Here is a 15,642-nt window from a genome sequence, read left to right as displayed (position 1 = left end):
CGCTTTACCTACCGAACCGCACTCACCCCATCCAGCGTCGAGAACGACGTGTCTTTGGCCGTCAGCAGAAAATCCCTCATGTACGGCGCATCCAGCATGTCAGCCCTGATGCCCGCATACAGCGTGGCAAACAGACCTTTCTCGCCCAGACGCTTGGCTTTTACGTAGCCCCGTGAGCTGTATTCATGCAGTGCCCAGTGCGGCATCCCACACACGCCTCGGCCACTGGCGACAAGCTGCATCATCATGACTGTCAGTTCCGAGGTGCGCACCTGCGCCGGTTCCACGTCAGCGGGCTCCAGAAAACGCGTGAAGATGTCCAGCCGATCGCGCTCGACGGGGTAGGTAATCAGTGTTTCCGTCGTCAGATCTTCCGGCACGATGTAGGGCTTGCTCGCCAACGCATGCTGATTGGCGACCGCGAGCATCGCTTCGTAGGTGAACAGCGGGACATAGGTAATGCCGACCAACTCCAGCGGGTCCGATGTGACCACCAGATCAAGATCGCCACGGGCCAGGGCTGGCAGCGGCGCAAAGGCAAAGCCGGACGCCAGGTCCAGCTCCACCTCTGGCCAGGCATCACGGAACTGATCGATGGTTGGCATCAGCCACTGAAAGCAACTGTGGCATTCGATCGCCATGTGCAACCGGCCGGCCACGCCACCGGCCAGGCGTGAGATGTCGCGTTCCGCTGCCCGCAGTTGCGGCAGCATCGAATCCGCCAATTGCAGCAAGCGCAGGCCGGCACTGGTGAAACGTACGGGTTTGGTTTTGCGCACGAACAGTGGCATCCCCATGCGCTCTTCGAGCTCTTTGAATTGATGGGACAGCGCCGACTGCGTCAGATGCAGCCGATCAGCGGCGTCCACCAGACTGTCGGCTTCGCGCAGGGCATGCAGGGTTTTGAGGTGGCGTATTTCCAGCACAACTGTGCTCCATGAGTAAAACTTGTGATCAACACGAATACAATGAGTTTGTCTCATGTTGTGTCCAGTGTCGACAATGGCGCCATCTTTTGCATGGAGGACCTGACATGGCCCTGGCCCACACTCTTGGATTCCCGCGTATCGGCGCGGACCGTGAATTGAAAAAAGCACTGGAAGCGTACTGGAAGGGCGATCTGGATCAGGACGGTTTGCGGCTCATTGGCCAGCAATTGCGCGCCGCTCATTGGCAACTGCAAAAAGATGCCGGCATCGAGCTGCTGCCGGTCGGCGACTTCGCCTGGTACGACCAGGTCCTGACCCATTCCCTGACGTTCGGCGTGATCCCCGAGCGCTTCGCCGACACCAAAGACGCGCGACGCCTGCCGACGCTCAATACCCTGTTTGCCATGGCCCGTGGTGCCACCGACAGCTGCTGCGTTCACGGCGATCATGGCAAGACGCAGTACGCGCAAGAACTGACCAAGTGGTTCGATACCAACTACCACTATCTGGTCCCCGAATTTACCGAAGATCAACGCTTCAAATTGAGCTGGGAGCAGTTGTTCGAAGAAGTCGACGAAGCCATTGCGCTGGGCCACAAGGTCAAACCGGTGCTGATCGGCCCGCTCACTTATCTGTGGCTGGGCAAGACCAAGGGTGATGGGTTCGACAAGCTGGATTTGCTGGACCGGTTGCTGCCGATCTACGGCGAAATCCTCGGTCGGCTGGCGGGGCAGGGCGTTGAATGGGTCCAGATCGATGAACCGATTCTTGCCCTCGACCTGCCCCAGGACTGGAAAAACGCGTTCGAGCGTGCGTATCACAGCCTTCAGTATTCGCCGCTGAAAAAACTCATCGCGACCTACTTCGGCGGTCTGGAAGACAATTTGGGTCTTGCGGTGTCGCTGCCGGTCGATGGCTTGCACGTGGATCTGGTTCGTGCCCCGGATCAGCTCGCGTTGGTGCTGGACCGTCTGCCGACCTACAAGGTCTTGTCCTTGGGCGTGGTCAATGGCCGTAACGTCTGGCGCTGCGATCTCGATAACGCACTGGCGCAGCTCAAAGAAGCCAAACTGCGTTTTGGCGACAACCTGTGGGTCGCCAGTTCCTGTTCGTTGCTGCACAGTCCGGTAGACCTTGCGCGCGAAGACAAGCTCGATGAAGAGCTGAAAAGCTGGCTGGCGTTTGCGGTGCAGAAGTGTGAAGAGATCGCTGTGCTCAGCGCTGCCCTGAATACGCCTGGCGCGCCACACGTGCAGGCTGCTCTGGCGCAAAGCCGAGCGGTACAGCTCAGTCGTCAGCAATCGCCACGCATTCATAAACCCGCCGTTCAGGCACGTCTTGCGGCGATTACCGCTGCGGACAGCCAGCGCCAGTCGCCCTTCGCCCTTCGCTGAGCGTATCGAACTGCAGAACGCCCGACTGAATCTTCCGGCGTTTCCGACAACGACCATCGGCTCTTTCCCACAAACCGCGTCGATTCGCCTGGCGCGTCAGGCGTGGAAGCAGGGCAAGCTTTCGGCCAACGATTACAACGACGCCATGCGCGCGGAAATCCGTCATGCCGTTGAAACCCAGGAGCGTCTAGGGCTGGACGTGCTGGTGCATGGCGAAGCGGAACGCAATGACATGGTCGAATACTTCGCCGAGCAACTGGACGGCTACGCATTCAGTCGTTTTGGCTGGGTGCAAAGCTACGGTTCGCGTTGCGTGAAACCGGCGGTGATCTTTGGCGATCTGAGTCGCCCGGTCGCGATGACTGTGGACTGGATTCGCTACGCGCAAAGCCTCACCGACGAGGTCATGAAGGGCATGCTGACGGGCCCGGTCACGATGCTGATGTGGTCGTTCCCGCGCGAAGATGTGTCGCGCAAGGTGCAGGCGCAGCAACTGGCACTGGCGATTCGCGACGAAGTGGTGGACCTGGAAACGGCCGGCATCAAGATCGTGCAGATCGACGAAGCCGCGTTTCGTGAGGGCTTGCCGCTGCGTCGGGCGCAGTGGCAGGAATATCTGGATTGGGCAGTGGAGGCGTTCCGGCTTTGCGCCTCCGGGGTGCGCGATGAAACGCAGATCCACACCCACATGTGCTACAGCGAATTCAATGACGTGATCGAGTCCATCGCGGCGATGGACGCGGACGTGATCACTATCGAAACCTCGCGTTCGGACATGGAACTGCTTCAAGCGTTCGAGGCGTTCGATTACCCGAACGACATCGGGCCTGGGGTCTACGACATCCACTCGGCACGGATTCCCGACACGGCCGAGATGGTCAAGCTGATGACCAAGGCTGTCAAACACATCCCGGCGCAACGCTTATGGGTCAATCCCGATTGCGGCCTCAAAACCCGTGCTTGGCCGGAAACGGAAGCGGCACTGGTGAACATGGTCGCGGCGGCGCGGCAGTTGCGTAGCGAGTTGGCGTAACTGAGCGCGCTTCTGTAGGAGCCAACTTGTTGGCGAGGCGGCTCACGCGGTGTGTCCGATGAATTGTCTCGCGAACAAGTTCGCTCCTACAGGAACCGGTCGCTCATACCGCTCAGCCCCCTTCATCAAACTGTCACGCAACTGTGGCAGCGCGCGTTGCAAAACTTCATCAGACTCGCGGCCTACTGGGGTTCTGCGTTTCGGTGTTTTTCATGCGGGTTTTACTTTTCTTGGCTGCCTTGTTCTGCGGCCTGCCGTCTTTTGCGGCTTCTCGATGCGATGTCAACGTTCCCACGCAAGTGGCCGAGCTCAACGAAGTGCACCTGGCGTATCAGAGCATCGGTCGCGAGTCCGACCCTGCGTTGCTGTTGGTCATGGGCTTGGGCGGACAGCTGATTCACTGGCCGGACGAAGTCGTTGTTGCGTTGTGTCAGCAGGGCTTTCGAGTCATTCGTTACGACAACCGAGACGTCGGCCTGTCGACATGGGTACAGGCGCCTTCCAGTCCCAACCTGACCTATGAAGTGCTGCGCTACAAGATCGGTCTGCCGGTGTCGGCGCCGTATTCGTTGACCGACATGGCACAGGATGCGCTGGGGCTGATGGACACGTTGCACGTCCAGCAGTTTCACGTCCTGGGCGCCAGCATGGGCGGAATGATTGCCCAGCACCTGGCGGACATGGCCCCCAAACGGGTGGAAAGCCTGACGCTGATCATGACCAGTTCCGGCGCGCCGGGTCTGCCGATGCCGAGCCCGGCGCTGTTGCAATTGCTGGCCAAGCGCGGCGCGCCTGATCGGCAGACCGCTTTAGAGCAGCAGGCGGATTTACTGGCGGCGCTCGGCAGCCCGGAGGTCAAAGATGATCGACAAGCGCTGCTGCAACAGGCTGCTGCCTCCTACGATCGCGCGTTCAATCCTGAAGGGGTGAAACGGCAGATTCTGGCGATTCTGGCCGAACCCAGCCGCGTGGAATTGTTGAATCGCCTGCGTGTGCCGACGCTGGTGGTGCACGGCACGGCAGATCCGTTACTGCCGGTGATGCACGGCATTCACGTCGCGGCGCATATTCAGGGCAGCCAACTGAAGCTGATTCCGGGGTTGGCGCATCGTTTTCAAGAGGCGTTCAAAGCACCGTTGCTCGGGGCGGTGCTTCCGTATTTGCGTGAGCATCGCGAGGATGCTTCTCACGTCGCACAACTCTAGTCACGTTTGTTGGAGCGAGGCTTGCCCGCGAAGCTGACGACAGCGATTCAGTATTTCAACGATCAATCGGGCATCTTCGCGGGCAAGCCTCGCTCCAATGGGCTTCGCCCAGAATCAACATCAGCGTATCGTGCAAAGTTTCCTCCTACCGAGTGAGCCTTTTCATGAGCACTCCGCTGAAAATCGATTTCATTTCCGACGTTTCCTGCCCTTGGTGCGTCATTGGTCTGCGCGCGCTGGATCAGGCGTTGGAGTATCTGGGCGACGACGTTCAGGCACAGATCCACTTCCAACCGTTCGAACTCAACCCGAACATGCCGCCCGAAGGCCAGGATCTCAACGAACACATCTTCCAGAAATACGGCTCGACGCCCGAGCAATCCAAAGCCAACCGCGAGCACATTCGCGAGCGCGGCGCAGAGCTGGGTTTTGTGTTCAAAGAAGGTGAGCGACGCATTTACAACACCTTCGACGCCCACCGACTGCTGCATTGGGCCGAACTGGAAGGCAAGCAGCACGAGCTGAAAAACGCCCTGTTTACCGCCTACTTCAGTCAGCACGCTGATCCCTCAAGCCATCGCGTACTGGCCGACACTGCGCAAAAAGTCGGGCTTGATCGCCTGCGCGCTGAGGCCATTCTTGGCTCGGATGAATACAGCGCCGAGGTCCGAGAACTGGAGCAGCTGTGGGTACAGCGCGGCGTGAGTTCGGTGCCGACCATTGTGTTCAATGATCAATACGCCGTGTCCGGTGGGCAGCCGGTGGACGTGTTTGTCGGTGCCATTCGTCAGGTGATTGATGAGCAGGGCAAGGTCATCTAACCGCTGAATAGTGTGTCGTTCAGGCTGACTTCTTCGCGGACAGGTCCGCTCCCACGGGGTAAACGATGTCTTCGTGAGAGGGAGTTTGTCCGCGAAAGCGGCACGGCCAACGCCACGAAAATCTGATCTGTAACAAAAATCGCTTGCTCACCCCACCCATTTTCCGCTATCAATTTGTACATGATTAGACATGTTCGATTTGATAAGAAAAAACGCGTGGTCGACGAGCTCGCCCGACGCATCGAATCCGGTGAAATGGAGTCCGGTGATCTGCTGCCCGGCGAGCATTTACTGGCGCAGGAATTCGATGTCAGTCGCGGCACGCTGCGTGAGGCCCTTTCCGAACTCAAACGGCGCAATTACATCGCCACCCAATCGGGTGTCGGCTCGATTGTCACCTACGACGGCATCTCCCTGGATCAGCGCAGCGGCTGGGCTCAGGCCCTGGCTGACACCGGAGCGCGGATCGATACCGAGATTCTGCGTCTGGTGGAAGTCGAGCGGCCTGACCTGGAAAGCCGATTCGGCACCCGTCACTTCATCGCGCTGGACCGCCGCCGTACTGCTGCCGATGGCAGTGTCGTGTCGTTGGAGCGCGCACTGATCCCGGCCAGCGATGGTCTGGAAAATGTGCCAAAAACCGGTCTGATCGAAGACTCGCTGACCATCACCCTGGCCGCTCACGGTTTCGTTGGTGATCGCGGCGATCAATGGATTGGCGCCGAACCGCTGACCGCTGACGATGCCGCGTTGGTCATGCGCGAGCCCGGGACCGTCTTTCTCAAGGCCTTGCGCACTACGTACGACCGTCGCGAACGTTTTATGGAGCATGTGGAAAGTCTTCTGGACCCCGTGCATTTTCGTCTGCATCTGGCGTTTGGAACCTCCTCATGACCGGCCTTATCGATACACGCGACCGCGCACTCGGTGCGTTTTACGGCCTGGCACTCGGCGACGCACTGGGCATGCCGACTCAGTCATTGAGTCGCGAGCAGATCAAGCAACGCTTCGACCGCATCACGACGTTGACCGCTGCAGACGCCGACCAGCCGATTGCACCGAACATGGCGGCCGGTTCCATCACCGACGACACCGAGCAGGCCGTCTTGGTGGGCGAGTTGCTGGTGTCCGGTGGTGGAGTGATCGACCCTTCGGATCTGGCGCAGAGCCTGATCGACTGGGAAGCGGTCATGCAGGCCAAAGGCTCGCAGGACTTGCTTGGCCCGTCGACCAAGCGCGCGATTGAAATGATTCTCGCCGGCCACAGCCCGGAAGAGGCGGGCCGCTTCGGCACCACCAACGGCGCGGCCATGCGCATCACGCCAGTGGGTATCGCTGCCGATGTAAGCGATCAGACGCAATTCGTCCAAGCCGTGGTTCAGGCCTGCCAGGTGACCCACAACACGACGCTGGGGATTTCCAGTGCGGCGGCTGTTGCGGCAGTGGTCTCCGCCGGTATCAACGGAAAGTCCCTCAGCGACGCGCTGGACATTGGCGTGACAGTTGCGCAGCAGGCGGAAAAATTTGGCCATTGGGTGGCCGGCGGTCGTATCGCCGCGCGCATCCAGTGGGCGCAAAAGCTCTGCGCCGATTGCGATAACCAGCAACTGCCGACGCTGATCTACGACGTGATAGGCACCTCGGTGGCGTCCCAGGAATCAGTGGTTGCGGCGTTCGCACTGGCCCATCAAGTCGCGGCCGGTCGATTGCCTGCATTTGATTCCGTGTGCATGGCGGCAAGTCTGGGCGGCGACACCGACACCATTGCGGCCATCCTCGGCGCCATGCTTGGTGCGTGCCAAGGCTTGAGCGCGTGGCCAGCGGACATGATCGAGCAGATCAAAGCCGTCAATAATCTGGATCTGTATTCGCTGGTCGAGCATTTGTTGTCCCTGCGCGCGGTCTGACAACCCGCCCGCAGCAACGCAGAACATTTAATAAGACTGACAAGTCGCGGCCGACTGTTCGGCGGCGACCTGGGGCTTTTTGCAGCCAGAAAAGCCTCGCATGACACGGATGTCGTTTGGATTGCGCACTGCCCACAACCAGAATAAACGGCAACAGGAGCAAACCCATGACTTCATCCAACGCCACTCAAGGCGCAGGACAACTTGAAACACGCGGCATCGAGCCGGTCCCGGAAAACGAATGCAACGGCCATCCGTTGCAACTGTTCTGGGTCTGGTTCGCTGCCAACATCAGCATTCTCGGATTGCCGCTGGGCGCGACGCTCATTGCCTTTCGGGGCTTGTCCATCTGGCAGGCGATCATCGTTGCGATTCTCGGTGCAGCGGGTTCGTTCGCGGTGGTCGGCGTCATTTCGATTGCTGGCCGACGCGGTCGAGCGCCAAGTCTGACGCTGTCCCGCGCCATTTTCGGTGTGCGCGGCAATATCGGTCCTACCATCGTCTCGCTGATGTCGCGGCTGGGCTGGGAAACGGTCAACACTACAACGGCAGCTTTCGTACTGTTGTCGCTGTGCGCGATCCTGTTCGGCACCCCTGTCGAAGCCAAAAGTGCACCAGGCCTGACCTTGGTCTTCATCGCCATCTTCGTGCTGATGACGCTGTCGGTTTCGGGTCTGGGCCATGCCACGCTGCTGGTGATCCAGAAATGGGCGACGTACATCTTTGGCGCACTGAACATCGTCGTCGGCGGTTTCCTCATCGCGCACATTGATTGGACGGCGGTGTTCAACGCAACGCCCGCGCCGCTCAGCGCCATGATCATCGGCGTCGGCACCATGGCTGCGGGTACCGGGATTGGCTGGGCCAATGCGGGCGCGGACATGTCGCGCTATCAACATCGCAGCGTCAAAGCGGCGGGGCTTGTAGCGTCCGCAGCGTTTGGCGCGGGCATTCCGCTGGTGCTGTTGATTACCCTCGGCGGGCTGCTGTCGGTGGGCAACGATCATCTGGCATCGGCCACCGACCCGATCATCGCGATTCGTGAATTGCTCCCGACCTGGATGGCCGTTCCTTACCTGATTACTGCATTTGGCGGGCTGTTGCTGTCAAACAACCTGTCGGTGTATTCGGCCGGTTTGACCACACTGACGCTGGGCTTGAAGATCAAGCGGGTACACGCGGTGATCGTCGATATCGTGGCGATCTTCGCAGGCTCGATCTACTTCATGCTGATCGCCGACAGTTTCTACGGGCCGTTCATTACCTTCATTTCAATGCTGGCTGTGCCGATCACCGCGTGGGTCGGGATCTTCATCGTCGACTTGATCCATCGCCATTACTACTCGGCCAAAGACCTGATGGACACCACCCCCGCCAGCGCTTACTGGTATCGCGGTGGAGTGGAGTGGCGTGCGGTCGGTGCCTGGGCGTTGGCGATCATCCTCGGCTTCAGCTTCACTACCGTCGCCACCACCCCGGAAAACGTGCTGTTCAAGGGCTTTTTGTCTGACTCATGGTTCGGTCATAACGGCCTGGGCTGGATCGTGACCTTCGTGGTTGCCGGTGGCCTCTACGCACTTCTCGGCGGGTCTCGCGACCGTCGTCTGGCCACAAACGAGTCTGCTCATGCCCGCTAGACTGCTCTATACCGGCCAGGTCGTTGTCGACCTGGTCATGGCCCTTGACGCGCTGCCCCGTTCGGGCGGCGATGTGCTTGCCAGTTCGGCGAAATTCGAGACAGGCGGGGGCTTCAATGTGATGGCCGCCGCTTGCCGCAATGGTCTGCAAACGGTGTATCTCGGACGGCACGGCAACGGGCGGTTTGGTGAACTGGCGCGTCAGTCCATGGCCGTGGAAGGCATCGAAATCGCGACGCCAGCCTCGGACGATCAGGACACCGGTTTGTCTGTGGCGCTGATCGAGCCATCGGCTGAGCGCTCGTTCATTTCGTACGTGGGTGCCGAAGGGGGATTGTCGGCGCAGGATTTGAACAGCGTTGCGGTGCGGGCCGGGGATTACGTGTTTGTCAGCGGCTACAGCCTGCTGCACAAGAACAAGGTAGCGACGTTGTTGGGCTGGCTGGCCGATTTGCCCAAAGGCGCTGGGGTGGTATTCGATCCGGGCCCGTTGGTGAACTCGCCGGACGGCGCCGAGATGCAGGCCGTGCTGCCGCTGATCACGTTGTGGACGAGCAATTGCGAAGAGGCCTTGCGCTTTACCCAGTGCCAAGAGATTGCCGACGCGCTGGACCAATTGGCGCAGTGGCTGAGCGCTGACACGCTGATCGTCGTGCGCGACGGACCGCAGGGTTGCTGGCTTCGTCAGGGCGCCAAAACGCAGCACGTGCGCAGCTTTCCAGTGACAGCCATCGACACAAACGGTGCGGGCGATGCCCATGCCGGCGTATTGCTGGCCGGACTGGCAGCGGGACTTTCGCCGGAACAGGCAGCGTTGCGCGCCAATGCTGCCGCAGCGATTGCCGTAACGCGTTGGGGTCCTGCGACATCGCCCATCGCGGCGGAAGTTGACGCCTTAATCGCAGCCACCGCCGATCTGTAGGAGCCAACTTGTTGGCGAGGCAATTTCGAGGCGTGGTCATGTAAGCCGCCTCGCGAACAAGTTCGCTCCTACAGAGATCTACTGCATCACCCCAGCCCGTACTTTTTCACTTTGTCGAACAGCGTGGTCTTGGCCATGCCCAGTTCCAGGCTGGCTTGGCTCAGGTTGCCGCCGCTGCGTTGCAACGCCTCGCTCAGCAGGTTCTTCTCGAAGGCTTCGACGGCTTCGGAAAACCCCAGGCTTTGGCTGTCTGCAATGGCACCGCTTTTCTTGAACGCCGGCAGGCCCAATGCATAGCGCTCGGCCACGTTGCGCAACTCGCGCACGTTGCCGGGCCAGTCGTGGCTCATCAACGCCGACATCGTTTGCGGATCGAGCTGCGCAGGCTCACGGTCAAAACGCAGCGATGACAACTGCAGAAAATGTTCGAACAGCTGAAGGATGTCCTCGCGCCGATCACGCAGCGGCGGTATCTCAAGTGTCACCACGTTCAGGCGGTAATAAAGGTCGCTGCGGAACTGGCTGACTTTGCTCAGCTCGGCCAGATCCGATTTGGTGGCCGCGATCACCCGGCAATCCACTGCCACGCTCTGGTTTGAGCCCAGTCGTTCCAGCGTTCGCTCTTGCAACACCCTCAGCAGTTTGATTTGCAGGGGGATGGGCATACTTTCCACTTCATCGAGAAACAGCGTGCCGTTATGCGCGTGTTCGATCTTGCCGATCCGACGCTTGCCCGCGCCGGTGAACGCATTGGCTTCGTGGCCGAAAATCTCGCTTTCGAACAGGTTCTCCGGCAGCCCGCCGCAGTTCAGCGCGACGAACTGCTGGGAATGCCGTCGGCTGAAATCGTGCAGGCAACGGGCAACCAGTTCCTTGCCGGTCCCGGTTTCCCCTTCGATCAAGACATTGGCCGAGGTGTCGGCGACGTTGGCGATCAGTGCCCGCAGCTGCTGCATGGCGGGGGAGCGGCCGATGATTTTGCCTTCCAGGGAATCGCGTTCGGCCAATTGCTTGCGCAACGACCACACTTCCCGCGCCAGCCCGCGTTGCTCCAGCGCGCGTCGTGCGACGTCGACCAGGCGTTCGGGGGAGAAGGGCTTTTCCATGAAGTCGTAGGCGCCGTCGCGCATGGCGTTGACGGCCATGGTCACGTCGCCGTGCCCGGTGATCAGCACCACCGGCAGGCTGCGGTCGCGGGCCTTTAGGCGGGTCAGCAGCTCCAGGCCGTCAATGCCCGGCAGGCGAATGTCACTGACGACGATGCCCGGGAAATTATCGCCCACTCGCTCCAGTGCTTCCTCGGCGCTGGCCACGCCTTCGCTGTGGATGTCTTCCAGCGCCAACGCCTGCTGGCAGCCGAGCAGAACGTGGGGGTCGTCTTCGACGATGAGGACGGTGAGGTCAGTGTTCATATGTGATCCCATGTCGGCAATATTGGCATTTTCGCGAATTACGTCGCTCATCCAGGCGAACCGCGATCCCCTGTAGGAGCGAACTTGTTCGCGAGGCGCACAGGCTGACAGATCGCGTTGCCTGTCTCGCCAACAAGTTGGCTCCTACAGAACTGGCGTGGCTAATGGGTTTTACGTGATCGGCCCCACCATCGGCACACTCAACACAAACACCGTCCCGCCCTCCGGCGGATGCTCGGCATTCAAACTGCCACCCGCCGCCGCAGCGAGGCTGGCGGACAGGGTCAGGCCCAACCCCAGCCCTTGTTCCCCCGGCTTGGTGGTGAAAAACGGCTCGAACAGATGCTTGCGCGCTTCGGCGTCGATGCCATGACCGTTGTCCCGAACCCGCAAACGATAACGTCCTTCAGCCACTTCACCTTCCAGCCACAGCTCGGGCAGCGGCTGAGCCTGCATGGCGTCCAGTGCGTTGCCAATGAGATTGACCAGAATCTGCTCCAGACGCGTTTGATCAATCATCAGCGCGACGTCTTTGAAATCCTGATGCACTTGCAGCGAGCTTTTTTCCAGACGACTGCCGAGCAATTGCAGCGCGGCCTCCACGGCCTTGCCCAGCGATGCCTGCCCCTTGTCTTCACCGCGACGGGCAAACGCGCGCAGGCTGGCAGTGATACGACCCATGCGATCAACAAGATCATTGATTGTGCGCAAGTTGGCGCTTGCCGTGTCCAGCGCGCCGCGTTCGATGAAACGCACCGTGTTGCCCGACAGCGTGCGCAACGCCGCCAGCGGCTGGTTGAGTTCGTGGGCAATGCTGGTAGACATCTGACCGATGGCAGCCAGTTTTCCGGCCTGCACCAGTTCATCCTGTGCCTGTCGCAAGGTGTCTTCGGCTTGCCGCCGTTCACGAATCTGACCCTTGAGCCGTTCGTTGCTGGCGCGCAGGTCAGCGGTGCGTTCGGTGATCCGTCGCTCCAGTTCGTTGTTGGCTTGTTCCAGCGCTTCCCGGGCGGCGAGGCGAGTAGCAATCACCTTGCGCCGCTCGTTCCAGGCAATCAGCAGAAACGCCACCAGCGCGCAGGCCACGGCCACCAGCATCCCCTGATTGGCCGCTTCACGACGCAGATCTTCGAGCGGTGTCAGTAGGGTCAGGTGCCATGGCGTGTCGGCCAAATCCCTGGTTTGCGCCAGATAACTGACCACCGTGTGTTCATGATCGACGCTGCTGTTGGCGGGAAAGGTGAGCTTTTCCACACCTTCGGAAATCGATTCGCGTTCCAGCGGCACCAACTCGTTCAGCGGCCACCAGTAGTACTGCAGGCTGCGCGCCAGACGCTCTTTGACTTCCGGGGTGAGGGCTCGCACCGATTTCAGGCGTCGAGCCGGGTCGCTGGACAAAATGATGATGCCATTCTCGTCGCTGACGAACGCTTCCAGACGTGCCCGTTGCCAGCGCTCTTCCAAGGCCTCAAGCCGGACTTTGATCACCGCCACGCCGATGATCTTGCCTTTCTCCTCCAGGCCATGGGCCAAGTAATAGCCCGGCTCGCCGGTGGTGCTGCCGATGCCGTAAAAGCGACCGGGTAAACCGCGAATCGCGTCCTGGTAATAGGCGCGGAATGACAAGTCTTCGCCCAGATAGCTGTCGGCATCGCGCCAGTTGCTGGTGGCCAGCACGCGACCAGTGGTGTCGAGCACATAGATCGCGCGGCTGCGGCTGCGTCGATTGAGGCCTTCCAGGTAATCGTTGACCTTGCTGCGCAGTTCGGGGGATGGCTCGTTGAGCAAATCCGAAACGTTGGATTCAAGCTCCAGCACGCTGGGCAAATAGTTGTACTTGTTGATCTCGCTTTCGACGGTGCGCGCGTGCAGCTCAAGCTGACGCTCACCGTTTTCGCTGAGTGCCTTGACGCCGTTGGTTTCGCTGAACAGATAGCTGACGTAGCCCAGCCCGATCATCAACAAAATGATCAAAGGCGGTAAAAACATTTGGCGTATCAGACGGGGTTTCACGGCGAGTGATGGCGGCGGATCGCGATAGAGAGGGGGGTCGCATTTCATCACAGTCGTCCTGGACCGACCAGCCGCGCGTTTCCTCGGACATGGGAAAACGAGCGGCCGGCAGGTCTGTGCCTTTGCGGGCGTTTTTAGTGCTGCAGGATTTTGGCGAGGAACTGCTGGGCACGTTCGGAGCGCGCGCTGACATCACCGAAGAACTCTTCCTTAGCGCAGTCTTCGACGATCTGGCCCTGATCCATGAAGATCACACGGTTCGCCACTTTGCGGGCGAAGCCCATTTCGTGGGTCACGCACATCATGGTCATGCCTTCGTGGGCAAGTTGCACCATGACGTCCAGCACTTCATTGACCATTTCCGGGTCCAGCGCGGAGGTCGGTTCGTCGAACAGCATGACCACCGGGTCCATCGCCAACGCGCGGGCAATCGCCACACGTTGCTGCTGACCACCGGACAACTGCCCCGGATGCTTATGTGCATGGGCCGACAGCCCAACGCGCTCGAGCAGGGCCAGGCCTTTTTGGGTGGCTTCTTCCTTGCTGCGGCCCAGGACCTTGATCTGCGCGATGGTCAGGTTTTCGACGATGGTCAGGTGCGGGAACAGCTCAAAATGCTGGAACACCATGCCCACACGCGAGCGCAGTTTCGGCAGGTTGGTTTTCGGGTCGGCGATGGAAGTGCCATCGACCACGATGTCGCCTTTCTGGAACGGTTCCAGCGCGTTGACGCATTTGATCAGGGTCGATTTACCGGAGCCGGACGGACCGCAAACCACCACCACTTCGCCTTTGGCGACGTCAGTGCTGCAATCGGTCAGTACCTGAAAGTCCCCATACCACTTGTTGATATTTTTGATGGAAATCATACGGCAAACCTTTTCTGCAGAAGCTTCACCAGGCGCGAGGCAGCGAAGCTGATGATGAAGTAGACCAGACCGGCGAAGATCAGGAATTCATTGGAACGGCCAATGATGTCGCCGCTGGAGCGCGAGGCGTTGAGGAAGTCCACCAGACCCACGGTGTAAACCAGCGAGGTGTCCTGAAACAGGATGATGCTTTGCTGAAGCAGCAGCGGCGTCATCTTGCGGAATGCCTGCGGCAGGATGATCAGGCGCATCATCTGGCTGTACGTCATGCCCAGCGCTTGAGCGGCGCCCATTTGACCGCGGGAAATCGACTGCACACCGGCGCGGACGATTTCACAGAAGTACGCGGCTTCGAACATCATGAAGGCCACGACGCAGGAGGTGAACGCGCCGATTGGCGTGTCTTCGCCAGTGATCCAGCGCAGCACGAAAGGCACCGCCAGATAAAACCAGGTGATGACCAGCAGCAGCGGGATAGAGCGGAAATAGTTGACGTACGCGCCGGCGACGTTGGACAGCAGCTTGCTCGACGACAGGCGCATCAGTGCCAGCAGCGTGCCGAGAATGATGCCGCCGACGATGCCCATGACCATCAATTGCAGGGTCATGATCATGCCGTTCCACATGCCGGGAATGGCGGGGACGATTCCAGAGAAGTCCATTATTTGCCCCCCACGGAAATCAGGCCGGGCACCGCGACTTTCTTCTCGATCACGCGCATCAACAGCATCAGGCTCATGTTCAGGGTGAAGTAGATCAGCGTGGCCAGGGTGAACGCTTCGAACAGGTTGGCCGAGAATTCAGCGGTCTGTTTGGTCTGTGCCAGCAACTCCATCAAGCCGATCAACGAAGCCACGGACGAGTTCTTGAACACGTTGAGAAATTCGGAGGTAAGCGGCGGGATGATGATCCGGTAGGCCTGTGGCAGCAGCACGTTCCAATAGATTTGCGGCAGCTTGAAACCCATCGCGCGGGCGGCGGATTCCTGGCCGGGCGGCAATGCCTGAATCCCCGTGCGCACTTGCTCGCAGACGCGTGCAGCGGTGAACAGGCCCAGACAAACAACCACGCTCAGAAACGCCGAGGTGGTGGGGTTGAGGTCTTGCTTGTACCACTCCTGCAGGTTTTCAGGCAGCAGGTCGGGCACCAGGAAGTACCAGATGAACAGCTGCACCAGCAGCGGCACATTACGGAAAATTTCCACGTAAACCGTGGCGATGGTCGATACCAGACGGTTTGGCACCGTGCGCATGACCCCGAGCACTGAGCCCAGGATTAACGCGATGATCCAGGCGGCGACGGCAATCGCGATGGTCCAGCCCAGCCCGGTGATGTACCAGTCCAGATAGGTCTCGCTGCCAACGCCCGTGGACTTGAAGAACACGCTCCAGTCCCAGTTGTAATTCATCAGGGTCTCCCCTCTGATCGTTATGCACGCTTTTTTGTTAGCAAATCCTGAGGAAACCGAAGTTTCCCCAGAATCAGGCTTTCACGGTTAAA

General features: G+C 59.9%; 12 protein-coding genes and 1 pseudogene. 7 read left to right on the top strand and 6 right to left on the bottom strand.

Translation table 11 applies throughout. The features are described from left to right. Positions 1 to 8 precede the first annotated feature (8 nt). On the bottom strand, positions 9 to 926 hold the full coding sequence (metR, locus tag ACWKWM_RS05405) for a transcriptional regulator MetR (protein WP_483845139.1): 918 nt from the start codon (positions 924 to 926) through the stop codon (positions 9 to 11). A gap of 107 nt (positions 927 to 1,033) precedes the next feature. Between metR and metE the strand changes: the two are divergent. The 7 genes and pseudogenes from metE to ACWKWM_RS05370 all read left to right on the top strand — a co-directional run bounded on the left by metE (position 1,034) and on the right by ACWKWM_RS05370 (position 9,848). After that, a pseudogene (gene metE, locus ACWKWM_RS05400) lies at positions 1,034 to 3,356 on the top strand (5-methyltetrahydropteroyltriglutamate--homocysteine S-methyltransferase). 212 nt (positions 3,357 to 3,568) lie between these two features. After that, on the top strand, positions 3,569 to 4,561 hold the full coding sequence (locus ACWKWM_RS05395) for an alpha/beta fold hydrolase (protein ID WP_483845138.1): 993 nt from the start codon (positions 3,569 to 3,571) through the stop codon (positions 4,559 to 4,561). Between the two features lie 164 nt (positions 4,562 to 4,725). Next, positions 4,726 to 5,382 (top strand): DsbA family oxidoreductase, encoded by a 657-nt coding sequence (locus ACWKWM_RS05390; protein WP_483845137.1) that lies wholly within the window; start codon positions 4,726 to 4,728, stop codon positions 5,380 to 5,382. Positions 5,383 to 5,562: 180 nt separating this feature from the next. Continuing rightward, the gene (locus ACWKWM_RS05385; RefSeq protein WP_483845136.1) at positions 5,563 to 6,276 is read left to right on the top strand and encodes a GntR family transcriptional regulator; all 714 of its coding nucleotides are present in this window, start codon (positions 5,563 to 5,565) and stop codon (positions 6,274 to 6,276) included. Continuing rightward, positions 6,273 to 7,289, top strand: a complete 1,017-nt coding sequence (locus tag ACWKWM_RS05380; RefSeq protein ID WP_483845135.1) for an ADP-ribosylglycohydrolase family protein — start codon at positions 6,273 to 6,275, stop codon at positions 7,287 to 7,289. Before ACWKWM_RS05385 ends, ACWKWM_RS05380 begins: the two co-directional genes overlap by 4 nt. Positions 7,290 to 7,456: 167 nt before the next feature. Then, positions 7,457 to 8,926 carry a purine-cytosine permease family protein gene (locus ACWKWM_RS05375; protein WP_483845134.1) on the top strand — a complete coding sequence of 490 codons (1,470 nt, stop codon included), beginning with the start codon at positions 7,457 to 7,459 and terminating at the stop codon, positions 8,924 to 8,926. Then, on the top strand, positions 8,916 to 9,848 hold the full coding sequence (locus ACWKWM_RS05370) for a PfkB family carbohydrate kinase (protein WP_483845133.1): 933 nt from the start codon (positions 8,916 to 8,918) through the stop codon (positions 9,846 to 9,848). The genes ACWKWM_RS05375 and ACWKWM_RS05370 overlap by 11 nt, the downstream gene beginning before the upstream one ends. 86 nt (positions 9,849 to 9,934) lie before the next feature. On the opposite strand, the gene aauR is transcribed toward ACWKWM_RS05370, so the two are convergent. The 5 genes from aauR to ACWKWM_RS05345 form a co-directional block, all read right to left on the bottom strand. After that, the gene (aauR, locus tag ACWKWM_RS05365) at positions 9,935 to 11,260 is read right to left on the bottom strand and encodes a two-component response regulator AauR (protein ID WP_483845132.1); all 1,326 of its coding nucleotides are present in this window, start codon (positions 11,258 to 11,260) and stop codon (positions 9,935 to 9,937) included. A gap of 171 nt (positions 11,261 to 11,431) precedes the next feature. Next, positions 11,432 to 13,321, bottom strand: a complete 1,890-nt coding sequence (aauS, locus tag ACWKWM_RS05360) for a two-component sensor histidine kinase AauS (RefSeq protein WP_483845131.1) — start codon at positions 13,319 to 13,321, stop codon at positions 11,432 to 11,434. Positions 13,322 to 13,407: 86 nt separating this feature from the next. Beyond that, positions 13,408 to 14,142, bottom strand: coding sequence for an amino acid ABC transporter ATP-binding protein (locus ACWKWM_RS05355; protein WP_483845130.1), 735 nt, complete (start codon positions 14,140 to 14,142; stop codon positions 13,408 to 13,410). After that, positions 14,139 to 14,807 (bottom strand): amino acid ABC transporter permease, encoded by a 669-nt coding sequence (locus ACWKWM_RS05350; RefSeq protein ID WP_483845364.1) that lies wholly within the window; start codon positions 14,805 to 14,807, stop codon positions 14,139 to 14,141. Before ACWKWM_RS05350 ends, ACWKWM_RS05355 begins: the two co-directional genes overlap by 4 nt. Then, positions 14,804 to 15,550 carry an amino acid ABC transporter permease gene (locus tag ACWKWM_RS05345; protein WP_483845129.1) on the bottom strand — a complete coding sequence of 249 codons (747 nt, stop codon included), beginning with the start codon at positions 15,548 to 15,550 and terminating at the stop codon, positions 14,804 to 14,806. The genes ACWKWM_RS05350 and ACWKWM_RS05345 overlap by 4 nt, the downstream gene beginning before the upstream one ends. Positions 15,551 to 15,642 lie beyond the last annotated feature (92 nt).

It is taken from the genome of Pseudomonas rosaeacicularis, assembly GCF_057128745.1.
Note: the sequence above shows the minus strand (reverse complement) of the source record. Positions and strands in the feature narration are given on the sequence as shown.